Source organism: Halomonas sp. MCCC 1A13316 (assembly GCF_014931605.1).
Taxonomy (GTDB): Bacteria; Pseudomonadota; Gammaproteobacteria; order Pseudomonadales; family Halomonadaceae; genus Halomonas.
This window is the reverse complement of sequence record NZ_CP053382.1, coordinates 3,269,047-3,291,410: the sequence shown is the minus strand read 5'-3', so window position 1 is coordinate 3,291,410 and position 22,364 is coordinate 3,269,047. Positions and strand designations below refer to the sequence as shown.

Here is a 22,364-nt window from a genome sequence, read left to right as displayed (position 1 = left end):
GCGCCCTGCGGGGCTTGCCCTAAGCTGGCTCAGGGAGCTTCGCTGCCCATCATCTCAACCAGGCGCGCTTCGCTGGGCATCCCGTCCACGCGCTCGAGACGGCCATCCTGCCGGTACAGAGTGGACGGGGTAGCATATAAGCCAAGCTCCTCGAACAGCTGGTTGTTGCGGTAGACCTGATCCTCGATTTCACGGGGCTGGGCGGAAGGGGCAATGCCATCGCCATTGTTATGGCGATGTAGAGTGTTTTCCGGATCTTCGGCACCCAGCAGGGCTGCCGCCTTTGCCGGGCTGTCGGGTTCCAATATACCCACCATGACATGGCGTAGCTGGACTTTGCCAGCTTCCACCCAGGGCCGCGCGGCTTCCCAGAACCGGTGGCAGTAGGGGCAATTGGGGTCGGTAAAGGTGTAAAGCACGCGGGGAGCATCAGCGGAGCCATCGGCGATCCAGTGGCTCTGCTGAAGCCGTTGCCAGAGTTCGTTTTCCTGAGGTATACGCACCAGCTCATCCAACGAGGCCTCGGAAAGGTCGTTGCCTTCGGCGTCGATCATGGTGCCGACGATGGCCTGCTTGTCGTCCGAAGTGACGTAGACGGTCATCTCTCGGCCCTGATGGGTGGCGGCATAGCCGTTGAGGCCTCCCGGGGCCTCGAATTCCCCATGAACCTTCAAGCCCTCTTCAATCAAGGCCTGAATAGGCGCGGGCCAGGCGTTAGCGAGCACCATCGGGGCGCTAATGATGGCGGTCAGGCCGATTGCAAAAACACTGTATCGAAAAACCATTGGGGTTCCCTTGGTGCTCATGCGCCGCGAAAGGCCACAAGATTTCCGTTGGATGGGGAGGGCTGATGTCAGCGCAGTTTCTCAATGCCGCTCAGCAGAGTCGCACGAGAGAGTTCGCCGAAGTGCGTGTTGTTCAATTGGCCGTCTGCATCGTAGAACAGTGTCGTCGGCATGGCCATCGAGCCGGTGACCTCACCGAGTGTGTTGCGAGCATCTAGCAGGACATTTTCGAGCTCAAGGGAATGTTCGGCGAGAAAACGCTCCACTTGCCGTGTATCTTCCCCCTGGTTGACGAAAACGAAAGTGATGTCTTCCGCTTCCTCCTGCATCTGTTCGAACACCGGCATCTCACGAATACAGGGAGGACACCAGCTGGCCCAGAGGTTGACCACCAAAGGCTTGCCCTCCTTTGCTGCCAGTGAGGGCAGGTTGGTCTGGGCGCCATCCAGGCTGGCTAGTGGTGTATCCGGTAGGGGGCGCGCGGTGGTTTCCATCAGCATCAATGGGCCGGCAAGCACCCCCCAGGTGAGTGTCCCCGCGAACAGCGCGCCGGCCAAGGGCACCCGCTGTAACGGGTGGCGCCACATTATCCAGAGGGCATAGGCCAGGCCAACCATCAGGCCTGCCAAGGGATCGAATCCACCATCGCGGATATCGACTATTGAGGCTATACCGTCGTAGCTACTCCAATGACGTACTACGAACAGCAGGCGGGCACCGGCCAGAGCGAGGAGCAATAGTGTAAGGAGGGTGTCAACGACCGGTATGCGGTGACGCCGACCGAGCAGTGCCCCGACCACTAGAGCGATGCAGAAGGCTGCCACTATCAGCAATTGGCCAATCGAGAATCCCAAAGGGCCAAGGGCGATGCTTTGTTGCATGGAATTCATCCGCTACCGTCCTTCTTGAAGCCAGTCTAGTTGCAAGGGGGAGGGGCCATGCTGTCAGAAGCGGATTAAGTGCCGGTTAATCAAATGCGTGTCGTGATGCCGCAGCTTGCCCTGTTTGTGGCAAGGCATAGTATTCTCTGCGTTGCTTTTTCTCCTGGCATTACAACCCTAAGATGAGGAGCTTGCCCATGACACTGCCCCGTTTACTTCTGCTTGCTGCTGGCCTTGCGCTGGCATCGTTCGCGGCTCATGCCGAACCCTTGACCATAGAGGGCGCGCAGGTGCGTGCCGTGCCGCCTGGCTCGAATACCTCGGCCGCCTTCATGACGCTACGCAATCCGAGTGAACGAGATATGATTCTGTTGGCGGCAAAATCGCCGGCAGCGGAAGTGGTGGAGTTGCACGATCACCAGAACGTGGACGGCGTGATGCAGATGCGCCAGGTGGCGCAGATCGTCGTCCCGGCCGGGGGCAGTGCAGAGCTGGCGCCTGGTGGGCTGCACATGATGTTGATCGGATTGACCGCGCCGCTGGTAGAGGGCGAACCCGTCGAGATCGAACTTCAGTTCGAATCGGGCGATACCCAGCGACTCGAAGCACCGGTCAAGCGAATCGTCATGGAGAACGAAGGAAGCCTGGGGCATGGGCAAGACCAATGAAGCCGTCCTGAAGGCGTAGCAAACGCCTGTGCTGGGCGGCCAGCGGGGGAGCGAGTACACTATCGGGTCAACGAGCTAACACTGATGACCATGCGCGGCCATCCGGTCGCCCCGCTTCACGTTTGGATCGATACCATGCATTGCCCCTTCTGTGGCGCCCATGACACCCGCGTGACCGACTCCCGCCTGGTGGCGGAAGGCGATCAGGTGCGCCGCCGCCGCCAGTGCACCGATTGCGGCGAGCGCTTCACCACTTACGAGACCGCCGAACTGGTGATGCCCAGGGTGGTGAAGTCCGATGGCTCACGGGAAACCTTCGACGAGCACAAGTTGCGCGCCGGTATGCTGCGCGCGCTGGAGAAGCGCCCGGTGAGCGCCGAGGCCATCGAAGCGGCGGTGGAGCGGATTCGCCATCGCCTGCGAGCCACCGGCGAGCGCGAGATCCAGGCGCGCGATATCGGCGAGGCCGTAATGCAGGCGCTCAAGCGACTGGACCAAGTGGCCTACATTCGTTTCGCGTCGGTCTATCGGCGCTTTCAGGACATCGACGAGTTCCGTGCCGAGATCGACCGGCTCTCACAGGAACCCGGATTCCCGCCCGGCACCGCCGACGACTAGTGCAGCAGGAGTGATATGGCCAAGCCGACCGATATCACCTGGATGGCCCGGGCGCTACAGCTCGCCCGTCGTGGCCTCTATACCACTCACCCCAATCCACGTGTCGGCTGCGTGCTGGTCAAGAACCAGCGCCTGATCGGCGAAGGCTGGCACGTGCGCGCCGGCGAGCCGCATGCCGAGGTGCATGCGCTGCGCATGGCTGGCGAAGCCGCTCGTGGTGCCACTGCCTATGTGACCCTGGAGCCCTGTTCCCACCAGGGGCGCACGGGCCCCTGCGCGGCGGCGCTGACCGAGGCCGGCGTCGTTCGCGTCGTAGTGGCCATGCAGGATCCCAATCCCGATGTGTCCGGTCGTGGCATCGCCAAGCTGCGTCAGGCAGGCATCGCGGTGGAGGTCGGGCTGCTGGAGGAGGAAGCGAGGTCGCTCAACCTTGGTTTCATCTCGCGCATGACTCGCCTGCGCCCCTACCTGCGCCTGAAGATGGCCATGAGTCTGGATGGCCGCACCGCCATGCAGTCAGGGGAATCGCAGTGGATCACGGGGCCGCATGCCCGGGCCGAGGTGCAGCGGCTGCGGGCCAGCGCCAGTGCGGTCATGACCGGTGTCGACTCGATCATCTTCGATAATTCGAGGCTGACGATCAGGGCGGCAGAGCTGGGTCTCGAGGATGGCGAGTCAATCGTCGAGCGCCAGCCGCTGCGCGTCGTGGTCGATACCCAGTTGCGCCTGCCCCAGGCCGCGGCCTGCCTGCGCGAGCCGGGGCGCACCCTGGTAGCTACCGTTTCTGGCCACGATCCGCAGCGTCGAGTGCGCCTCGAGGCGGCCGGTGCCGAAGTGGTGGTGCTACGTGCAGGTGGCGATGGGCGTGTCGATCTTTCTGCGCTGATGCGCTACCTGGCCGAGCAGGAACTGGTCAACGACGTATTGCTCGAGACCGGCGCTACCCTGGCCGGGGCGATGCTGGACGCGGGCCTGGTCGACGAGATGCAGCTGTTCGTGGCCCCGACCCTGCTGGGTGGCGAGGCGCGCCCGCTGTTCGCCTTGCCGGGGCTGACGCGCATGGCTCAGCAGCGCCCGCTGGAGATACTCGATATACGCGCCATCGGCCGCGACTGGCGTATCACTGCGCGGCCGGAGCGCAGGCAGGAGTGAGGGGGCGGGTGCTCACTACTGGCGCCCGAGGCCGCGCCAATGTGCTCACTACTGGCGCCCGAGGCCGCGCCAATGTGCTCACTACTGGCGCACGAAGCCGCGCCAATGTGCTCACTACTGGCGCACGAAGCCGCGCCAATGTACTCTGACGCCCATTCAGCGTGGTGCGATACCGGCGGCAACGTTCTGTTGCGGTGCACTGTCGCCCATGACGTCGTTCGAACATTCGGAGATTCCAGCGTGCAATCTTCCCCCGGGGGCCTGGCTCCCATCGAAGACCTGATCGAGGACATCCGTCAGGGCAAGATGGTGATCCTCATGGACGATGAGGATCGCGAGAACGAAGGCGATATCATCATGGCCGCCGAGAGGGTCGAGGCCGAGCATATCAATTTCATGGCGCGCCATGCGCGCGGCCTGATCTGCATGCCGATGACCCGCGAGCGCTGCGAGCGACTCAAGCTACCACTGATGGTGAGTGACAATGGTTCCGGCTTCGGCACCAAGTTCACGCTTTCCATCGAGGCTGCGGAGGGTGTGACCACCGGGATCTCGGCCGCCGACCGGGCGCGTACCGTGCAGGTGGCCGCGGCGCGTAACGCGCGCGCCGAGGACATCGTCCAGCCCGGGCATATTTTTCCGCTGATGGCGGAGCCGGGCGGTGTGCTGCGCCGCGCCGGGCATACCGAAGCGGCCTGTGACCTGGCCGCCCTGGCCGGCTTCGACCCCAGCGGGGTTATCTGCGAAGTCATGAACGACGACGGCAGCATGGCCCGGCGCCCCGAGCTCGAGCGCTTCGCCGCCGAGCACGGCCTGAAGATGGGCACCATCGCCGACTTGATCCACTATCGTATCCATAACGAGCAGACGATCGAGTCGGTCGAGTCCACGCTGGTTGATACGGCAGTCGGCAAGCTGACCCTGCACGTCTTTCACGACCGTATCCAGAACGCACACCACGTGGCACTGGTGAAGGGGGAGCCGAGCCCCGAGACCCTGACCACGGTGCGCGTGCATCTGGCCGATACCATGCGCGACCTGCTGGGCCTGCACAAGAGCGAGAGCCACAACTGGACGACCCACAGTGCGCTGGAAGAGATCGCCCGGGTCGAGCACGGTGTTTTCGTGCTGCTCGACGATGGCCGCCCGCACCAGGACTTCCGCGACCAGCTGGAGGTGTTCCTGGAGCGCCGCCGGCTGCCGCGCACCAGTGACTCCGACGGCGCCGGCAATTACCTGACCATAGGCACCGGCTCGCAGATTCTGCGGCACCTCGGGGTCGGACGCATGCGGCTGCTCAGTTCCCCGTGGAAGTTCTCGGCGCTGTCCGGCTTCGACCTCGAGGTGGTCGAGCTGATTGCGCCGGGTGAAGAGGGGGCGGCCGCCGAGGGCTGAGCCGACACTCTTCCAATTTGCCAGGGGCCGGCACCAGCTGCCGGCCCGCTCGACTTCAGCAGAATTCATATCGTTTTCAGCAAGATCATTTTCTTCAGGAATCAGCGATGCATACCCTGTCTCAACTGGAAGGCAACTTCGTCGACGTCGATGGTCGCTACGTAATCGTGGTGGGGCGCTTCAATCACCACGTAGTCGACAGTTTGGTCGAGGGCGCCGTGGATAGCTTGGTGCGTCACGGTGTAGAGGCCGAGAATATCGATATCGTTCACGTGCCGGGTGCCTGGGAACTGCCGCTGGCGGTGAAACGCGCCCTGCAGGTGGCACGCCCCGATGCGGTGATCGCGCTGGGCGCGGTGATCCGTGGCGGCACGCCGCACTTCGAATACGTGGCAGGCGGCTGTAACGCGGCTCTCGGCAATCTACAGCTGGAGTTCGACACGCCCATCGCCAACGGCGTATTGACGGTCAACACGATTGAGCAGGCCATCGAACGCTCCGGTACCAAGGCCGGCAACAAGGGCGCCGAAGCGGCCATGGCCGCCATGGAAATGGTCTCCCTGCTGCGCGGTTTCGGTGACAGCGACAGTCAGAACGGAGAAACCTCATGAGTGCATCGCGCGCTCAACGTCCCCCTTCAGCGGGCCAGCAAGCGCGGCGTGCGGCCCGGGAACTGGCGGTACAAGGCCTCTACCAGTGGCACATGACCGGCAAGTCGGCCACCGCCATCGAGGCGGAGTTCCGTACTCAGCTACCCGACGACGATCTCGAGGATCATGAGAACTGGGCCAAGGTGATGCAGATCGCCGATCTGGCCCTGTTCCACGAGCTGCTGCACAACGTGGTGCGCTATCGTGACGACCTGGATGCCTCCATCGCACCTCTGCTCGACCGTCGCCTGGTAGAGCTGGACCCCATCGAACTGGCCATCCTGCGTCTGGGTGCCTATGAACTCAGCCGCCGGCTGGAGGTGCCCTATCGCGTCGCGATCAACGAAGGCGTCGAACTGGCCAAATCGTTTGGCGCCACCGACGGGCACAAGTACGTCAACGGCATTCTCGACAAGCTGGCCGCCCGGTTGCGTAGCGCCGAGGTCAGGGCTCGTCGCGGCTGAAGGTGCCACCGGTGGCCAGTGAATTCGAACTGATCGCCCGCTATTTCACTCCCGCTGCACCCGGCCCGGATGCCGGCGTGCCGCTTGGCGTGGGAGACGACTGTGCGTTGCTCGCCCCTCGTCCCGGGCGGCAACTGGCGGTCAGCGTCGATACCTCCGTCGCCAACGTGCACTTCCCTGCCGACGCGCCTGCTGAGGCGATCGGCTATCGGGCACTGGCGGTGAGCCTGAGCGATCTGGCGGCGATGGGAGCCGAGCCGCGCTGGTGCCTCATGGCGCTGGCGCTCGAGAACGATGACGAAGCATGGCTGGCGGCTTTTGCTGGTGGTTTCCACTCGCTGTGCCACAGCAGTGGCACGGCGCTGGTGGGGGGCGACGTGACCCGGGGTGAACTCTCCGTCGGCGTCACGGTGATGGGTGAAGTTCCTGCAGGCGAGGAGCTGACTCGCCGCAGTGCTCGTCCCGGCGACGTGCTGGCGGTGACCGGCGCTCTCGGTGGCGGCGCGGGTGGCCTGGCTCTATGGCAGCGTGGCGAACGCGACCTCAATCACCCCTTGCTGGCGCGCTACCTCAAGCCCACGCCAAGGCTTGCGGCTGGCTTGGCACTGCGCGACCTGGCTCATGCCGCCATCGATATCTCCGATGGATTGCTGGCCGACCTGGAGCATATCCTGGCCGCTTCGGGCGTAGGGGCGCGGCTCGAACCCGAGACACTGCCGCTGGCAGCGGGCCTGAGTGAAACACTGGGCGAGCCGGCGGCCTACCGCGCCGCGCTGTGCGGTGGCGACGACTATGAATTGTTGTTGAGCCTGCCTGGCAGCGTCTTGAAAGAGGCCCAGCGACGCCTGGCGGGGCAGGGCCTGGCACTCACGCCGATCGGTACGGTGTGTGTCGAAGCCGGTGTTGCGGGGGTTGAGCTCGGCGGTGCCCATGGCTGGCAGCACTTCCGCGGAGGTAAGCCATGAATCGCTGCCCTCAAAGCGTCTGGCGTCGCCCCGTCCACTTCTTTGCCTTCGGCCTTGGGAGCGGCGGTGTGCCCTGGGCGCCGGGCACTTTCGGCACCCTGGCGGCGATTCCTTTCTATTGGCTGCTGTCCGAGCTGCCACTGGGCTGGTATCTGTCACTGGTGACCGTCTCCTTCGTCGTGGGAGTCTGGCTGTGCGACAAGACATCGCGCGATCTCGGGGTCCACGATCACTCCGGTATCGTATGGGACGAGTTCGTCGGCTACTGGATCACCATGGCCGCCGTGCCGTTCTCCTGGGAGGCGGCGCTATGGGGGTTCGTGCTGTTCCGTATCTTCGACGTCTTCAAGCCCTGGCCGATCCGCTGGGCCGATCGACGCGTGGCGGGTGGGTTCGGCATCATGATCGATGACGTTCTCGCCGCCATTTACGCCTGGAGCACGATGCACCTCTGGCTCTGGTTGCATTAAATGACAAATTGACATAAACGGGCTGGCGCAAGGAAACGGACAGGGGAGGCGAAAGCTATGCGCAAGGAACGGCTCATCGTCCCGCTGCTGGTCGTACTGCTGCTCGCCTGGCTGACCGGACAGGCGATCTCTAGCTGGCTGTTCGAGCGTGAGATGCAGCGAACGCTCACTGACCTGGAAGCGCGTGGGGAACTCGACATCGAGCGCGTGGACGTGGAGCAGGGCTGGTTGTCTTCCACTGGACGCATCCACCTGGCGCCGCTGTTCGGCCAGCAATGGCAGTTGGAGCTGACCTATCGTGCCCGTCATGGGGTGCTCAGCACCCATCTCAACGGCGAGGCGATGCTGCACCGTGGCCCCGACGGCACGCAGCCGTTCGGTGGTTCACTGGTATCTTCTCCCCCCCAATGGGAAGCCAGCTACCACACCCTGAACGGTACACTAGAGGGCAGGATCCGGCTCTCTCCCTTGCGTATCACCCAGCAGGAGCGTGAACTCACCTTCGAAGGCGGGCGCTTGCGCTTCAGTGGCGAGCAGGGTAACTGGCGGCTGCGTGCGCAGCTCGACTCATGGACGCTCAGTGACGGTGCCGCTCGGCTGGAAATCGGCCCCGCCACGCTCAATAGCCAGTATGCCTATACCGAAGGTGCGCACGCTTTCACCCAAGAAGACCGCCTGCAGATCGAGTCGCTCTCCTGGCAACAGCCACAGCTCAAGCTCGATGCCCATGGCATACGGCTGGCGAATCGTATCGCTCTGGATGACGAGGAGCTTCGCATGAAGCTAGAACTCGATCTGGGCGAAATTCGCACGGCAGAGCAAATATTGTTGGTCGGGCAGATGGAAGCCGAGTTGTCGCGCCTCAATGCCGATGCGATACGCAACACCATGTCGCGGCTGCGCGAGCTGGCCGCCGGCAGTCGGCACGGCAACGGACACGATGCGTTGCTGGCCGATCTAGAACCCTTCCTGCTGGCGACACTGCAGGACTCGCCGCGCCTCGATCTGCAGCGCCTCGAACTGGACAGCCCGATGCTGGGGCTCTCCGCCCGGGTCGATGGCTCGCTGTTCTTCGATGGTCGCCGGCTGGAAGAGCTCAGCCTGGTCGATCTCGAAAAGCCCGCGGTCAAGGAACGCTGGCGGCAGCGCCTCGATGGCGACTTCACCTGGCATGAGTTGCCCACTGTGGTTGCACTCTGGCTCGGCTTGCCATTGGATACCCGCACGCTGGAGATCGACATCGGACGAGGCCAGGTCCGCGTCAACGGCCGCCCACTGCCTCCCCTGTGGCGCTAGCCCGTCGCTTGGCACCTTTCAGCCATGAAGTGACGCATCCGACTTGAAGTTCATCGCCGTCGCCCGCATTGCTCAGCTCAGTGCATATCCGGCTTTCATAGCTTCAGGACGAGGTTTCCATGAGCGAGCATGATCAGGACGAACAGAACTGGCAGCAGGCGAGGAGGGATTCCGACGAGATGCTGGGTTCCGATGGTGAGGTGGACGAGGTCGCCAATGCCGTCATTCCGGCCAGCGACTACCTGCCAGAGCGCATCTATCTGCTGCCGATCCACAACCGCCCCTTCTTTCCCGCCCAGGTCCAGCCGCTGGTCATCAACCGTGAACGCTGGGAAGAAACCATGCGCCGGGTCGGCAACACGCCTCACCAGACGCTGGGCGTGGCCTTCGTCGGCGACAAGGCGGTGGACGAGCTCGGTCATGATCACTTTCCCGAGATCGGTACGGCGGTCAAGGTACACAAGTTGCACGGCGAGGAGGGGCAGTTGCAATTCATTGCCCAAGGCCTGCGCCGCTTCCGTGTACAGCGCTGGCTGTCGAAGGAGCCCCCCTTTCTGGTCGAGGTCAGCTACCCGCGTGAGCCGGTCAAGGCCGACGAGGACGAGACCCGTGCCTATGCCATGGCGATCATCAATGGCATCAAGGAGCTGCTGCCGATCAACCCGCTCTATGGCGAGGAACTCAAGCACTATCTCAATCGCTTCAGCCCACACGAGCCGGGGCCGCTGACCGACTTCGCCGCTGCCATTACCTCGGCCAAGGGGCGCGAGCTGCAGGCCGTGCTCGAGACCCTGCCGGTACAGGCGCGCATGGAGAAGGTGTTGCCGCTGCTGCGCAAGGAGATCGACGTCGCCCAGCTGCAGACCGAGATCAGCGAGCAGGTCAACGCTCAGATGCAGGAGCGCCAGCGCGAGTTCTTCCTGCGTGAGCAGCTCAAGGTCATCCAGCGCGAGCTGGGCATCTCCAAGGACGACCGCGAGAACGACGTCGATACCTTCCGCGACCGTCTCGAAGGCCTGACCGTGCCGCCCAAGGTACTGACCCGCATCGAGGAGGAGCTCGACAAGCTCTCGGTCCTGGAAACCGGTTCGCCGGAATACGGCACCACCCGCAACTACCTCGACTGGCTCACCGCGATGCCATGGGGCGTGCGCAGCCAGGATCAGCTCGACCTGGGGCATGCCCGGACGGTGCTCGACCGCGACCACGACGGCCTCAAGGACGTCAAGGAGCGCATCATCGAGTTCCTCGCCGAAGGCACCTTCAAGGGCGACGTGGGCGGCTCGATCCTGCTGCTGGTGGGCCCGCCCGGGGTGGGCAAGACCTCGGTCGGTCGCTCCATCGCCGAGGCGCTGGGGCGGGAGTTCTACCGCTTCTCGGTAGGTGGCATGCGTGACGAGGCCGAGATCAAGGGCCACCGTCGAACCTACATCGGTGCCATGCCGGGCAAGCTGGTACAGGCGCTCAAGGAGGTCGAGGTCGAGAACCCGGTGATCATGCTCGACGAAATCGACAAGCTGGGGAAGTCGTTCCAGGGCGACCCGGCCTCGGCACTGCTCGAGGTGCTCGACCCCGAGCAGAACGTCGATTTTCTCGATCACTATCTCGACGTGCGCCTGGACCTCTCCAAGGTACTGTTCGTGTGTACCGCCAACACCCTCGACTCGATTCCCGGGCCGCTGCTCGACCGCATGGAGCAGATCCGTCTGTCCGGCTATATCGCCGAGGAGAAGGTGGCGATTGCCAAGCACCACCTGTGGCCCAAGCTGCTCGAGCGCGACAATATCCCGAAGCGGCGTATCAACCTCACCGATGCGGCGCTGCGCCAGGTAATCGAGGGCTACGCCCGAGAGGCCGGCGTACGTCAGCTCGAGAAACAGCTGCACAGCATCGTGCGCAAGTCGGCCGTCAAGCTTCTCGAAGGCGATCAGGAGTCGGTGCGCATTTCGGTCAAGAACCTGGAGGAGTTTCTCGGAGCCCCGTTGTTCCGCCAGGAGCAGGTACTCAAGGGCGAAGGGGTGGTCACTGGCCTGGCCTGGACCTCGATGGGAGGAGCCACCTTGCCTATCGAGGCGGGCAAGGTGCACTCGCTGACCCGAGGCTTCAAGCTCACCGGCAAGCTCGGTGAAGTGATGCAGGAGTCGGCCAACATCGCCTACAGCTACACGCTCGGCCATCTCGCCGAGTATGGCGTCGACGCTGATTTCTTCGACTCCGCCTTTGTCCACCTGCACGTACCGGAGGGTGCCACGCCCAAGGATGGCCCCTCGGCAGGCGTGACCATGACCACGGCGCTGCTGTCGCTGGGGCGGCACCAGGGCATCGACCGACCGCTGGCGATGACCGGCGAGCTGACGCTGACCGGCCAGGTACTACCGGTGGGCGGCATCCGCGAGAAGATCATCGCCGCCCGGCGCAGCAGGATCTTCGAGGTTATCCTGCCCGAGGCCAACCGGCGAGACTACGATGAGCTGCCCGATTTCCTCAAGGAGGGCATGACGGTGCACTTCGCTAAGCGTTATCGCGACGTGGCGAAGGTGACGTTCGGCATTTGATGCCGGCAGTTTCGAGGGCGGTGCTACATGGCGACGTTGGCGCCGCCGTCTACCATCAAGGTGTCGCCCGTGATGAAGGTGTTCTCGGCGGAAGCGAGAAAAACCACCGCCCGAGCCACTTCATCAGCTTCGGCGACCCGACCCAGCGGCGTCGCTGCCTGCCAGCGGCGGCGCGATTGCGATTCGGTATCCTGCATGCCGGTGCTGACCGGCCCGGGCGCCACGGCATTGACCAGGATGCCATGGGAGGCGAGCTCCACCGCCAGCGCCCGGCCAAGCGCCAGCATGGCGCCCTTGCACATGGCATAGGCAGAGCGCTCGGCCGTGGTACGCAGGCCATGGGCCGATGAGACGATAACGATATGACCGCCACCGGTGGCAATCATCAACCGTGCGGCGGCCTGCAACGCCAGATAGGTGCCGCTTACGTTGACCGCCAATATCTCGCCGAGCGCCGTCGGTGAAACCTCGACAAAGCGCTCCCTTTGGATCACGCCGGCGGCGTTGATGCAGACGTCCAGCCCGGCGCCATGCGCCTCGATGCGGGCGAAAGCCGTCGCGATGTCGTCGGGGCTGTGCAGGTCGCAAGCAATGAAGGCGCAGCTCTCTGGCCAGCGGGCCACGAGGGTAGCGGCCTTGTCTTGTGTCGGCTCGCGATCCAGCAGGTAAACAAAATCCCCTCCTGCGAGCAGCGCTTCGGCAATACTGCTACCGATTCCCCCCGCGCCGCCCAATATGGCTGCAATTCGCATGGTCACACCCTAGGTATTCTTCGTGCCAAAAAATCGGCATTATAGACGGATGCATGACATTTCTTTATAACGAATTCATCCATTCCGACAAATCAAAACAATGCCATCGTGCCTAGACGCGATGCTGGACACCAATAACGGAGAGACACATGTCACACCGTAAGCCCGCTTTTCCTCGTGCCCTGCTGGTATCGGCAACCGCAGTAGTGCTGGGGGCAAGTGCACTTTTCGCTCAGGCCGAGACCCGTGTCACCTACAAGTCCGCCTCTGCAGGGACCGCCTATTACCAGATGGGAGTCGAGCTATCCGAGGCTATCCGTCGGGGAACCGACGGCGAGGTGGTATTGACGCTGGAGGAGAGCCAAGGCTCGGTTCAAAACGTCATGGAGGTGATGGCACGCCAGGGCAACTATGTATTCACCACACCTCCGGGTCTGGTCGAGCTGGCAATGGCCGGCAAAGGTCCCTTCGCTGAGCGCCAAAGCCCGCGCTTCGAGGAGATTCGCGGCTTGTTCCCGATTCCTGCCATCACCATGCACTTCGTGGTGGCTGGCGACGAGGGCGTGATCGATTTCGAGGATCTCGAGGGCAAGCACATCCTGATCGGCCGCGGCACCTTCGGTGCTCGCGAGGCCGAACGCTATCTTGAGCTGTTCGACTTGCTGGACAAGGTGGAGGTGGCCGATGCCGAGATCGGCAGCGGTCCCGATGCGCTGAAGAACGGCCAGATCGATGCCTTCGTCACGGCAAGCTCGTTTCCCACGCCCAACGTGATCGAGACTGCCGCCAGCATGCCGATCAGCCTGGTCAGCCTCACCGACGAGCAGATCGAACAGTCCGGCGCAGCGCGCCAGACCATTCCCGCCGGCACTTATTCCGGTGTTGACGAAGATGTGGAAACCACTTCTTTACCAGTGATCGCTTACACCACCTCCGGCATGGATGAGGAGACCGCCTACACCCTGACCAAGACGTTCTGGGAGCGTCGCGAGGCCATGGCCGAGGAATCTCCCTGGTGGGGCAGTATCACCCACGACATGATCGGCAACATCGCCGGTAGCCTGCATCCGGGTGCCTTGCGCTACTACGACGAAGCCGATATCGAGATTCCCGACGACTTGCGTTAACCCTGCCTGGCCGGCCTGACAAGTTCCTCGCCAGCCACATTCAAGGCTTCCTTATGCCATCGACATTCTCTTCTCCGGCGGCCGATTCGGCCGCCGGAAACGGTCTATCGCGCACACATTCCGTCTGGGTACTTCTGGGCGCGGTCACGGTCGTCTTCCATCTTGGGTTGATTTTCTATGGGCTGGCACCGGCACTGGTGAGTCGGCCGATCCACATGGCGCTGGCATTGCCGTGGATACTGATACACGCCGCGAAAACGCCCTTTGAGCGCTGGAGCGGCTGGCTGTTGACCTTGCTGGGCATTGCCGCCTGCGGTTACATCGCTTTCAACGAGGAGGCGCTGGCAGGCCAGTACGGTTTCATCGATACGCACTTCCAGATGCTCGTCGGTGCGTTCCTGATCGTGCTGGCGCTGGAAACGGCACGTCGTGCTATCGGTTGGCCTTTGCCGCTGGTGACACTGGCGGCATTGCTCTATGGGCTATTCGGCAATCTTATGCCCGGCCAGTTCGGCCACCCCGGGCTGCCGGTTCAGAGCTTCGTGGGAACCCTGACCATCGCCGAAGGTGGCCTGTGGGGCAAGCTGACCGGAGTCAGCGTCGGGGTGGTGGCGATCTTCGTCATCTTTGGTGCAGTGCTCAACGCCGGTGAGGCGGGGCGCGGCTTCATGAACATGGCCAGCGCTGTCGCCGGGCGCCTGACCGGCGGTGCAGCCAAGGTGGCGGTGATCTCCTCGGCCCTGATGGGCTCGATCTCGGGTTCGGCTTCCGCCAACGTAGCCTCTACCGGCGCCATCACCATTCCTTCCATGGTGAGGCTGGGTTATCCGCGCGCGCTGGCCGGAGGCGTCGAAGCGGTGGCTTCTTCGGGCGGTCAGATCATGCCACCGCTGATGGGAGCCGGGGCGTTCGTCATGGTCGAACTGACCGGTACGCCTTACACGCAGATCATGGCCGCCGCACTGCTGCCGGCGATACTCTACTTCGTCACCGTATGGATGGGCATCAATGCCTATGCCACTCGCCACGACCTGCGTCCGATGGCGGCAAGCGATCAGCCGGGCGGCAAGGAGGTGGCGATAACCTCGCTATTTTTCGCCGTACCTTTTGTGCTACTGCTGGAACGCATCTTTCTCGGCGGCTATACCCCGCAGTATGCAGCCAGTATTGCCATCTTCGCCGGCATGCTGCTGCTGTTCTTTGACGTAACCCTTACCTTCTCCCTGCGTGGCTTCGCCTCTCGCTTGGCTGAGGCAGTGGTCACTGCAGGGCGCCAAGTGGCGGTGATCGGTGCCATCATCATTTGTGCCTCTCTGGTGATCGGCGTGCTCTCGCTGACCGGGCTCGGCGTCAAGATCACCTCGGGTATCCTGTCGCTGTCGAACGAGATGCTGTGGCCGGCACTGCTGCTCACCGCGCTCGCCTGTCTGGTACTGGGCATGGAGGTGCCTACCACCGCCGCCTATGTGATCTGTGTCTCGGTGGCCGGACCCGCGCTCACCGAGCTCGGCCTCGAACCGCTGCTGGCTCACCTGTTCGTGTTCTGGTACGCCTTGCTTTCGACCATAACGCCGCCCGTTTGTGGCGGCGTGTTTATCGCCGCCGGCATGGTGGGCGAGAGCTGGCTCAAGGTGGCGTTCAAGGCCATGGCGCTGGGCATCGGACTCTACCTCATTCCATTGGCGATGGTTGCCAACCCGGACGTGATCCGTCTGGCCTTCGATCCGGTCTGGGCAGTCTTCGATGGGCTCAAGATTGCGCTGGGCCTGGTTGCCATCTCCTACGGTGTCATCGCCAAGCGCTCGGTACTGCTGCGAGTGGGGTTGGTTGTGGTGGGTGCGCTGGTGATCTTCGCCATCTAGCATGAGCGCATGAGGGGGCAGACAGCATGATCATTGCCACATTGGGCCCCGAAGCCAGCAATCATGTGCTGGTGCTGCGCCGCTATCTCGAGGCGCGCGGGCTTGCCGATGCGCAGGTGAAGCTTTTCGATGATTTCCCGGCGGCCTTTGCGGCGCTGGTGGCGGGGGAGGTGGATCGGGTGCTGCAGTGCACGGCCCACTTCAGCCATGCCGACTGTGTAGGGCGCCATATGCATCGTGCCTTTCCGGTGGATGCCTTCGTCGCCGGTAGTCATCCTTTGGCGTTGTTGGCGCGACGAGAGATCGCCGAGCCGCGCCAGGTGGCACGTCAGCCGGCCACCCGCTTCTATACCGATCTCTCCTCCTTCGAGGAGGAGATCGATGCGCCGACCACCGTGGCCGTGGCCGAGGGGCTGGTGGCGGGGCGCTTCGAGGCGGGTATCTGCGCGAGACAGGTATTCGAAGACCGCCCAGACGAGCTGCGCCTGATCGAAGACCTGGGGCCGGCACTGGACGTCTGGGTGCTCTATGGTACCGAGCCGCTGAGCGACGATAGCGCTCTCTTAATCTAATCTAGCCGCCTCGGCTCGTGCGTGACAGAATCATGCCAGACCCCATACCTGGCTCGCCTAGACCGTCGCCGCCCATGGGTGGCAAAGACGGCGTGAACCGAATAGCGCAACGCGCACGAAGAGGACACCATGCCCGAATATCGCTCTCGTACCACCACTGCCGGCCGCAACATGGCCGGAGCCCGCGCACTGTGGCGCGCCACCGGCATGAAGGACGACGATTTCCACAAGCCGATCATCGCCGTGGCCAATTCCTTTACTCAGTTCGTGCCCGGGCACGTGCACCTCAAGGACATGGGCCAACTGGTGGCGCGGGAGATCGAGAAGGCCGGCGGGGTAGCCAAGGAGTTCAATACCATCGCCGTGGACGATGGCATCGCCATGGGCCATGACGGCATGCTCTATTCGTTGCCGAGCCGCGACATCATCGCCGACAGCGTCGAGTATATGGTCAACGCCCACTGCGCCGACGCCCTGGTATGCATCTCCAACTGCGACAAGATCACCCCGGGGATGCTGATGGCCGCCATGCGCCTCAACGTCCCGGTGATCTTCGTCTCCGGCGGACCGATGGAAGCTGGCAAGACCAAGCTGCTCGACCATGGCCTCGACCTGGTCGATGCCATGGTCATGGCCGCCGACGACTCGGTTGACGACGAGACCCTGGCCGAAGTGGAGCGCAGTGCTTGCCCCACCTGCGGTAGCTGCTCGGGCATGTTTACCGCCAACTCGATGAACTGTCTGACCGAGGCGTTGGGCCTGGCGCTGCCGGGCAATGGCACCGTGCTTGCCACTCACGCCGATCGTCGTCGCCTGTTCGAGACCGCCGGCCATCGCATCGTCGAGCTGGCCAAGCGCTACTACGAAGGCGACGAGGCGCACCTGCTGCCCCGCGCCATCGGCTCCAAGGCGGCGTTCAAGAACGCCATGACCCTGGACATCGCCATGGGCGGCTCCACCAATACCATCCTACACCTACTGGCCGCCGCCCAGGAGGCGGAGATCGATTTCACTCTGGCCGACATCGACCGACTGTCGCGTGAAGTGCCGCAGCTGTGCAAGGTGGCACCCAACACCCAGAAGTACCATATCGAGGACGTGCATCGCGCCGGCGGGATCATGGCGATCCTCGGCGAGCTCGACCGCGCCGGCGTGCTGGATACCCGTGTGCCCACCGTCTACGGTGACAGTCTCAAGGCCGCGCTGGACGAGTGGGACATCATGCGCAGCCCCTCGCCCGACGTGGTGGAGTTCTTCAAGGCCGGCCCTGGCGGGGTACCGACCCAGGTGGCGTTTTCCCAGAGCGCGCGCTGGCCGAGCCTCGACGGTGATCGCGCGAGCGGCTGCATCCGCGACCTCGAGCACGCCTTCTCGAAGGAGGGTGGCCTGGCGGTGCTCTATGGCAACATCGCCGTGGACGGCTGCGTGGTGAAGACCGCCGGGGTCGACGAATCCATCCTGGTCTTCGAGGGGCCGGCCCATGTGGTCGAATCGCAGGATCAGGCAGTAGAGCACGTCCTCGCCGGCCAGGTGAAGGAGGGCGAGGTCGTCGTCATTCGCTATGAAGGGCCGAAGGGCGGGCCGGGCATGCAGGAGATGCTCTATCCCACCTCATATCTCAAGTCGAAGGGGCTGGGCAAGGCCTGCGCGCTGCTCACCGACGGCCGCTTCTCCGGCGGGACTTCGGGGCTTTCCATCGGCCATGTCTCGCCAGAGGCGGCAGCGGGCGGGGCCATTGGCCTGGTGCGGTCGGGTGATATCATTCGCATCGACATTCCCAACCGGCGCATCGACGTCAAGCTCTCCGACAGTGAGCTGGCGGCGCGCCGCGAAGCCGAAGAAGCGCGCGGCAGTCAGGCCTGGAAACCCAGCATTCAGCGCGTGCGCAAGGTCTCGGCGGCGCTCAAAGCCTATGCACTGCTGGCCACTTCCGCCGACAAGGGAGCGGTGCGCGACCTCTCCAAACTCGACTGACACGAGTGACGAATCGGGCCCTGGCCCGGTTCGTCATCGCGAGCTTTTTCATGCAGCAGTAAGGAACGATGACATGCGCAAGCAGACCTTCGGTGTCGGCCTGATCGGTTTTGGCACTGCCGGCCGGATCTTTCACACCCCGCTGATCCAGGCCACGCCCGGGCTGGAATTGCTGGCCGTGGTCAGCAGCTCGGCCGAGCGAGTGCATGAAACGCTGCCCGAAGTCGAGGTGATGCCCAAGGCGGCGGCGCTGTTCGCCCGCTCGGATATCGACCTGGTGGTCATCGCCAGCCCCAACGAGACCCACTATCCGCTGGCCAAGGCGGCGCTTGCCGCCGGCAAGCATCTGGTGATCGACAAGCCATTCACCGTCTCGCTCTCCGAGGCCCGGCTGCTCAAGGCAGAGGCCGACAAGGCCGAGTGCATGATCAGCGTCTTTCACAACCGTCGCTGGGACAGCGATTTTCGTACTCTGCAAGCATTGGTCGAGGAGGGCGTCGTAGGCCGCCCGGTCTCGCTCGAGCTACGCTTCGACCGCTTCCGGCCGGCGGTGGCCGACCGCTGGCGCGAACAGCACAAGCCGGGCAGCGGTATCTGGTACGACCTGGGTTCGCACCTGCTCGACCAGGCCCGTACATTGTTCGGCATGCCGCGGGCGATTCTGCTCGACTTGATGGCGGCACGAGACGGCGCCGAGGTGGACGACGAGTTTCATGCCCTGCTGGATTACGACACGCTCCGGGTCACCCTGCGGGCCAGTTCGCTGGTGGCAGAGCCGACGCCGCAGCAGGCACTGCACGGCACCAGGGGCAGTTTCGTCAAGTATGGTCGCGACCCTCAGGAGAACTGGCTGAAGGAGGGGCGTACGCCTGCACGCGACTGGGGCGTTGACCCTCGCCCTGGGCAGCTGACCTTGGCCGAGGGCGCCGACGGAAAACTGGTAACGCGTGAACACCCGGGGCTCCCCGGCGACTACCTGGCCTACTACGCCGGCATCGTCGAGGCTCTGACGAACGGTGCGCCGGTACCGGTCAGCGTGGAGGAGGGGATCGGGGTCATGACCCTGCTGGAGGCGGGGCTCGACAGTTATCGCCAGAACCGCTGGATCCGCCTCAAGGAAGGTAACGGCAACCTGCGCCTGCTTCACCGTCACGGCTGAACTTGCAGCCGGCACGGCTACCAGCTTAGCGGTGTCTCTATACCACGCCGTTCGCGCAGTGTGTCGCGGGCGATGAACAGCGCGGCGATGGCCCGCGCCTCGTGGAAGTCTTCGCGCAGCAACAGGGCCGGCAGTTCCTCGAGGGCATGGGTCTCGACCACCAGCGGTTCCGGCTCGTCCCCGGGCAGGCGTTTGGGGTAGAGATCGGTGGCGAGCAGGACCTGCATGCGGTGGCGCATGTAGTTGGGCGCCAGCGACAGCTCCACCAGTGGCTCGATGTGTCGGGCGCCGAAGCCGCACTCCTCCATCAGTTCCCGGTTGGCCGCGGTGACGATATCCTCGCCCGGATCCACCAGCCCCTTGGGCAGGGTCAGCACGTAGTCCTCGAAGCCCGCCGCGTATTCGCGTATCAGCAGCACGTGGTCCGGGTCGGGCATGGCGATGATCATCACCGCGCCTTGATCGCTGCCGGTCAGGCGTTCGAAGGTGCGTTCGGCGCCATTGGCGAAACGCAGCTCCAGTGATTCGATATGAAACAGGCGACTTCTGGCCACGGACTTTCGTGCCAGCACCTGGGGTTTCTGCAATATCTTCTTCTCGGACATGAAGGCTCCGTTTCGTACGTGCGAGCGCGGCACCTGCCGGGAATGCGCCGATGGTATCCATTGAGTACAATATCACGCCTTCCACCGCTCAGATGCCACCGGGAGTCGCCATGATCGACTGGCGCGCCATCGATACCGTTCTGCTGGACATGGACGGCACACTGCTCGACCTGCATTTCGACAGCCATTTCTGGCTGGAGCACCTGCCGCGACGCTACGTCGAACTGCACCGCCTCGACGAGGCCAGCCAGGAGCAGATCCGCGCGCGCATCCTGCGCGAGCGGGGCACCCTCAACTGGTACAGCCTGGCCTACTGGAGTCGTGAACTGGGGGTGGACATCGTCGCCCTCAAGCGCGAGATTCAGCACCTGATCGGCCTGCGCAGCGATGCGCTGGATTTCCTCAAGTGGCTCAGAAAGGCGCACCCCAGAGTGGTGCTGGCGACCAATGCCGACCGCGAGAGCCTGGAGCTCAAGTTGCCGCTTACCGGGCTCGAGGGCTACCTGGATGCCATCGTCTCCTCGGCCGATCTCGGCGTGCCCAAGGAGGCCCAGGAGTTCTGGTTTGCTCTGCAGGAGGTCGAGCCCTTCGACCCGACGCGGACGTTGTTCATCGATGACAACTCCGATGTGCTGGAGAGTGCGCGGGAATACGGCATCCGCCATCTGCTCGGCATCAAGCAACCCGACAGCACGCGGCCGGAAAAAGAGCTGGAGGAGTTCATTGCCCTGGACCGCTTCGCCACGATCCTGCCCGAGGAGCTACCCTCGGAAGTACGCGGCGACACAGGACCACACGGCGAGAAGGGAGGCGAGATTGGATAGCGTACGACTCGACAAGTGGCTGTGGGCCGCCCGCTTCTTCAAGACTCGCGCCCTGGCCAAGAAGGCCATCGAAGGCGGCAAGGTTCACTACAACGGCGGGCGCGCCAAGACCAGCAAGAACGTCGAAGTGGGTGCCCTGATTCGCGTGCCCCAGGGCTGGGACGTGTGGGAGGTGGAAGTGGTGGCACTCTCCGACCAGCGTCGCGGCGCCCCTGAGGCCCGTGAACTCTATCGCGAGACGGCCGAGAGCGCCGAGCGTCGTGAGCGGGAGTCCGAAGGCCGGCGTCTGACTAACCAGGCCATGCAACATCCGCTCAAGCGGCCAGACAAGAAGCAGCGCCGCGAGATCCAGCGCTTCCAGCGTCAGCAGGACGAGTGAACCCACTGCCTGTTGGCCACCGTGAACGACCTCTTTCGGAATCGATCATGACCGACCAGATCCAGCGTTTCCTGTTTGAACGTACCAACGTCCGTGGTGAGATCGTCACCCTGGAGCGCGCCTACGGCGATGTGCTAGAGCGGCATGGCTACCCACCTGCCGTCAACCGCCTGCTGGGCGAGCTGCTGGCCGCCGTGGCGCTGCTCACCGATACCGTAAAGCTCGACGGTATCCTCAGCATCGAGGTGCGCGGTCAGGGGGCTCTGTCGCTGCTGATGGCTGAATCCAATCCCGGTGGCGAGCTGCGGGCCATTGCTCGTGTGGCGGAAGATGCCACACTGCCCGAAGGGGAAGCGAAATTCCGCGATCTTGTCGGCGATGGCCATATCGTGATTACCCTCGACCCGCGCGAGGGCAATCGCTACCAGGGCATCGTGGCACTCGACCAGGACAGCCTGGCCGGCTGTCTCGAGGCCTATTTCTCGCAGTCTGAACAGCTGCCCACCCAGCTGTGGCTGCGCGCCGACGACCTTCGGGCGGGCGGGCTGTTGCTGCAGCGGCTGCCGGACGAGTCGCAGAATCAGGACGACGACGCCTGGGAGCGTACCGTTCAGCTGGCCCGCACCCTGACCACCGACGAATTGCTGGGGCTCGACCAGCGCGAGCTGCTGCACCGGCTCTATCACGAGGAGACAGTGCGGGTCTTCGAACCGAAGTCGCTGCGCTTCGGTTGCACCTGTTCGCGGGAGCGCATCAGCGATGCCTTGCTGACCCTGGGGGCCGATGAACTACGTGACGTGCTGGCCGAACAGGGTGAGATCGAGACCCAGTGTCATTTCTGCCATACCCACTACCGCTTCACGGAGAGTGAAGTCGAAGCACTGCTGCGCACCCAGCATGGGCCGCCTCCCACCCTGCATTGAGGCCAAGATTTGCCGGAGCGTACGAGACGTCGAGGAGGCGTCTCGTGCATTCGTGCGGGATTGCTGCAACGCACAAGTATGGTTGTAGTCAACCTGCGGCGAAATGCCCCGATGTAGTAGTAAAACTACAAGAACTTCGGTCAAAGTTAGCGTTTCCTGACGGCCCCCTTTTTGCCATAATGTCGCCGCCTCAAGGCCGATCGCCAGAATACAAGACGGCATGCATCCGCACACGGACGATCGGAAACGCAACGCGATGGCGTATGACGCCTGGCACACGAGAGAGAA

At 63.6% G+C, this 22,364-nt stretch carries 22 protein-coding genes; 18 read left to right on the top strand and 4 right to left on the bottom strand.

Annotated elements, in window-relative coordinates; genetic code table 11:
* Positions 1 to 29: 29 nt before the first annotated feature.
* Both dsbG and HNO52_RS15240 read right to left on the bottom strand, forming a co-directional pair.
* Positions 30 to 806, bottom strand: a complete 777-nt coding sequence (gene dsbG, locus HNO52_RS15245) for a thiol:disulfide interchange protein DsbG (RefSeq protein ID WP_269476061.1) — start codon at positions 804 to 806, stop codon at positions 30 to 32.
* A 47-nt stretch (positions 807 to 853) separates the two neighbouring features.
* Positions 854 to 1,666 carry a TlpA family protein disulfide reductase gene (locus tag HNO52_RS15240; protein WP_332107639.1) on the bottom strand — a complete coding sequence of 271 codons (813 nt, stop codon included), beginning with the start codon at positions 1,664 to 1,666 and terminating at the stop codon, positions 854 to 856.
* Positions 1,667 to 1,863: 197 nt separating this feature from the next.
* Here HNO52_RS15240 and HNO52_RS15235 point away from each other — a divergent pair, with 197 nt between their 5' ends.
* The 10 genes from HNO52_RS15235 to lon all read left to right on the top strand — a co-directional run bounded on the left by HNO52_RS15235 (position 1,864) and on the right by lon (position 11,899).
* A complete protein-coding gene (locus tag HNO52_RS15235) occupies positions 1,864 to 2,334 on the top strand; it encodes a copper chaperone PCu(A)C (protein WP_197566089.1) in 471 nt (156 codons plus the stop codon).
* A gap of 135 nt (positions 2,335 to 2,469) precedes the next feature.
* Positions 2,470 to 2,952, top strand: a complete 483-nt coding sequence (nrdR, locus tag HNO52_RS15230) for a transcriptional regulator NrdR (protein WP_167116950.1) — start codon at positions 2,470 to 2,472, stop codon at positions 2,950 to 2,952.
* A 15-nt stretch (positions 2,953 to 2,967) separates the two neighbouring features.
* Positions 2,968 to 4,104, top strand: coding sequence for a bifunctional diaminohydroxyphosphoribosylaminopyrimidine deaminase/5-amino-6-(5-phosphoribosylamino)uracil reductase RibD (gene ribD, locus HNO52_RS15225; RefSeq protein WP_197566088.1), 1,137 nt, complete (start codon positions 2,968 to 2,970; stop codon positions 4,102 to 4,104).
* Between the two features lie 240 nt (positions 4,105 to 4,344).
* Positions 4,345 to 5,499 (top strand): bifunctional 3,4-dihydroxy-2-butanone-4-phosphate synthase/GTP cyclohydrolase II, encoded by a 1,155-nt coding sequence (ribBA, locus tag HNO52_RS15220; RefSeq protein ID WP_197566087.1) that lies wholly within the window; start codon positions 4,345 to 4,347, stop codon positions 5,497 to 5,499.
* A gap of 107 nt (positions 5,500 to 5,606) precedes the next feature.
* Entirely contained in the window at positions 5,607 to 6,110 is a 504-nt protein-coding gene (gene ribH, locus HNO52_RS15215) for a 6,7-dimethyl-8-ribityllumazine synthase (protein ID WP_167116673.1), read from the top strand.
* A complete protein-coding gene (gene nusB / locus HNO52_RS15210) occupies positions 6,107 to 6,613 on the top strand; it encodes a transcription antitermination factor NusB (protein ID WP_167116676.1) in 507 nt (168 codons plus the stop codon). Before ribH ends, nusB begins: the two co-directional genes overlap by 4 nt.
* 11 nt (positions 6,614 to 6,624) lie before the next feature.
* A complete protein-coding gene (gene thiL / locus HNO52_RS15205) occupies positions 6,625 to 7,578 on the top strand; it encodes a thiamine-phosphate kinase (protein ID WP_197566086.1) in 954 nt (317 codons plus the stop codon).
* Positions 7,575 to 8,048 carry a phosphatidylglycerophosphatase A family protein gene (locus HNO52_RS15200; RefSeq protein WP_197566085.1) on the top strand — a complete coding sequence of 158 codons (474 nt, stop codon included), beginning with the start codon at positions 7,575 to 7,577 and terminating at the stop codon, positions 8,046 to 8,048. The genes thiL and HNO52_RS15200 overlap by 4 nt, the downstream gene beginning before the upstream one ends.
* A 57-nt stretch (positions 8,049 to 8,105) precedes the next feature.
* Positions 8,106 to 9,344 carry a DUF945 family protein gene (locus HNO52_RS15195; protein ID WP_197566084.1) on the top strand — a complete coding sequence of 413 codons (1,239 nt, stop codon included), beginning with the start codon at positions 8,106 to 8,108 and terminating at the stop codon, positions 9,342 to 9,344.
* A gap of 119 nt (positions 9,345 to 9,463) precedes the next feature.
* Positions 9,464 to 11,899, top strand: coding sequence for an endopeptidase La (gene lon, locus HNO52_RS15190; protein WP_197566083.1), 2,436 nt, complete (start codon positions 9,464 to 9,466; stop codon positions 11,897 to 11,899).
* Between the two features lie 23 nt (positions 11,900 to 11,922).
* On the opposite strand, the gene HNO52_RS15185 is transcribed toward lon, so the two are convergent.
* Positions 11,923 to 12,651 (bottom strand): SDR family NAD(P)-dependent oxidoreductase, encoded by a 729-nt coding sequence (locus HNO52_RS15185; RefSeq protein ID WP_197566082.1) that lies wholly within the window; start codon positions 12,649 to 12,651, stop codon positions 11,923 to 11,925.
* Positions 12,652 to 12,800: 149 nt separating this feature from the next.
* Between HNO52_RS15185 and HNO52_RS15180 the strand changes: the two genes are divergently transcribed.
* The 5 genes from HNO52_RS15180 (at position 12,801) to HNO52_RS15160 (ending at position 19,345) form a co-directional block, all read left to right on the top strand.
* On the top strand, positions 12,801 to 13,778 hold the full coding sequence (locus HNO52_RS15180) for a TAXI family TRAP transporter solute-binding subunit (RefSeq protein ID WP_197566081.1): 978 nt from the start codon (positions 12,801 to 12,803) through the stop codon (positions 13,776 to 13,778).
* Between the two features lie 53 nt (positions 13,779 to 13,831).
* Entirely contained in the window at positions 13,832 to 15,640 is a 1,809-nt protein-coding gene (locus HNO52_RS15175) for a TRAP transporter permease (RefSeq protein WP_197566080.1), read from the top strand.
* A 26-nt stretch (positions 15,641 to 15,666) separates the two neighbouring features.
* Positions 15,667 to 16,212, top strand: a complete 546-nt coding sequence (locus tag HNO52_RS15170) for a hypothetical protein (protein ID WP_197566079.1) — start codon at positions 15,667 to 15,669, stop codon at positions 16,210 to 16,212.
* Positions 16,213 to 16,341: 129 nt separating this feature from the next.
* The gene (gene ilvD / locus HNO52_RS15165; RefSeq protein ID WP_197566078.1) at positions 16,342 to 18,186 is read left to right on the top strand and encodes a dihydroxy-acid dehydratase; all 1,845 of its coding nucleotides are present in this window, start codon (positions 16,342 to 16,344) and stop codon (positions 18,184 to 18,186) included.
* A gap of 73 nt (positions 18,187 to 18,259) precedes the next feature.
* The gene (locus tag HNO52_RS15160) at positions 18,260 to 19,345 is read left to right on the top strand and encodes an oxidoreductase (RefSeq protein ID WP_197566077.1); all 1,086 of its coding nucleotides are present in this window, start codon (positions 18,260 to 18,262) and stop codon (positions 19,343 to 19,345) included.
* Between the two features lie 17 nt (positions 19,346 to 19,362).
* Here HNO52_RS15160 and nudE read toward each other — a convergent pair whose 3' ends face one another.
* A complete protein-coding gene (gene nudE, locus HNO52_RS15155) occupies positions 19,363 to 19,950 on the bottom strand; it encodes an ADP compounds hydrolase NudE (RefSeq protein WP_197566076.1) in 588 nt (195 codons plus the stop codon).
* Between the two features lie 110 nt (positions 19,951 to 20,060).
* Between nudE and yrfG the strand changes: the two genes are divergently transcribed.
* The 3 genes from yrfG to hslO are packed head-to-tail and all read left to right on the top strand — an operon-like array spanning position 20,061 to position 22,076.
* A complete protein-coding gene (yrfG, locus tag HNO52_RS15150) occupies positions 20,061 to 20,774 on the top strand; it encodes a GMP/IMP nucleotidase (RefSeq protein WP_197569258.1) in 714 nt (237 codons plus the stop codon).
* Positions 20,767 to 21,153: a ribosome-associated heat shock protein Hsp15 gene (hslR, locus tag HNO52_RS15145; protein ID WP_197566075.1), complete on the top strand. Its 387-nt coding sequence runs from the start codon at positions 20,767 to 20,769 to the stop codon at positions 21,151 to 21,153. Before yrfG ends, hslR begins: the two co-directional genes overlap by 8 nt.
* A 47-nt stretch (positions 21,154 to 21,200) precedes the next feature.
* Positions 21,201 to 22,076, top strand: a complete 876-nt coding sequence (gene hslO / locus HNO52_RS15140; RefSeq protein WP_197566074.1) for an Hsp33 family molecular chaperone HslO — start codon at positions 21,201 to 21,203, stop codon at positions 22,074 to 22,076.
* The last annotated feature ends 288 nt before the right edge of the window (positions 22,077 to 22,364 follow it).

Bases quoted from the DNA above. Each gene is read 5' to 3' on its own strand.
- dsbG (WP_269476061.1), bottom strand. From the start codon at position 806: ATGAGCACCAAGGGAACCCCAATGGTTTTTCGATACAGTGTTTTTGCA.
- HNO52_RS15240 (WP_332107639.1), bottom strand. From the start codon at position 1,666: ATGCAACAAAGCATCGCCCTTGGCCCTTTGGGATTCTCGATTGGCCAA.
- HNO52_RS15235 (WP_197566089.1), top strand. From the start codon at position 1,864: ATGACACTGCCCCGTTTACTTCTGCTTGCTGCTGGCCTTGCGCTGGCA.
- nrdR (WP_167116950.1), top strand. From the start codon at position 2,470: ATGCATTGCCCCTTCTGTGGCGCCCATGACACCCGCGTGACCGACTCC.
- ribD (WP_197566088.1), top strand. From the start codon at position 2,968: ATGGCCAAGCCGACCGATATCACCTGGATGGCCCGGGCGCTACAGCTC.
- ribH (WP_167116673.1), top strand. From the start codon at position 5,607: ATGCATACCCTGTCTCAACTGGAAGGCAACTTCGTCGACGTCGATGGT.
- nusB (WP_167116676.1), top strand. From the start codon at position 6,107: ATGAGTGCATCGCGCGCTCAACGTCCCCCTTCAGCGGGCCAGCAAGCG.
- HNO52_RS15200 (WP_197566085.1), top strand. From the start codon at position 7,575: ATGAATCGCTGCCCTCAAAGCGTCTGGCGTCGCCCCGTCCACTTCTTT.
- HNO52_RS15195 (WP_197566084.1), top strand. From the start codon at position 8,106: ATGCGCAAGGAACGGCTCATCGTCCCGCTGCTGGTCGTACTGCTGCTC.
- lon (WP_197566083.1), top strand. From the start codon at position 9,464: ATGAGCGAGCATGATCAGGACGAACAGAACTGGCAGCAGGCGAGGAGG.
- HNO52_RS15185 (WP_197566082.1), bottom strand. From the start codon at position 12,651: ATGCGAATTGCAGCCATATTGGGCGGCGCGGGGGGAATCGGTAGCAGT.
- HNO52_RS15180 (WP_197566081.1), top strand. From the start codon at position 12,801: ATGTCACACCGTAAGCCCGCTTTTCCTCGTGCCCTGCTGGTATCGGCA.
- HNO52_RS15175 (WP_197566080.1), top strand. From the start codon at position 13,832: ATGCCATCGACATTCTCTTCTCCGGCGGCCGATTCGGCCGCCGGAAAC.
- HNO52_RS15170 (WP_197566079.1), top strand. From the start codon at position 15,667: ATGATCATTGCCACATTGGGCCCCGAAGCCAGCAATCATGTGCTGGTG.
- ilvD (WP_197566078.1), top strand. From the start codon at position 16,342: ATGCCCGAATATCGCTCTCGTACCACCACTGCCGGCCGCAACATGGCC.
- HNO52_RS15160 (WP_197566077.1), top strand. From the start codon at position 18,260: ATGCGCAAGCAGACCTTCGGTGTCGGCCTGATCGGTTTTGGCACTGCC.
- nudE (WP_197566076.1), bottom strand. From the start codon at position 19,950: ATGTCCGAGAAGAAGATATTGCAGAAACCCCAGGTGCTGGCACGAAAG.
- yrfG (WP_197569258.1), top strand. From the start codon at position 20,061: ATGATCGACTGGCGCGCCATCGATACCGTTCTGCTGGACATGGACGGC.
- hslO (WP_197566074.1), top strand. From the start codon at position 21,201: ATGACCGACCAGATCCAGCGTTTCCTGTTTGAACGTACCAACGTCCGT.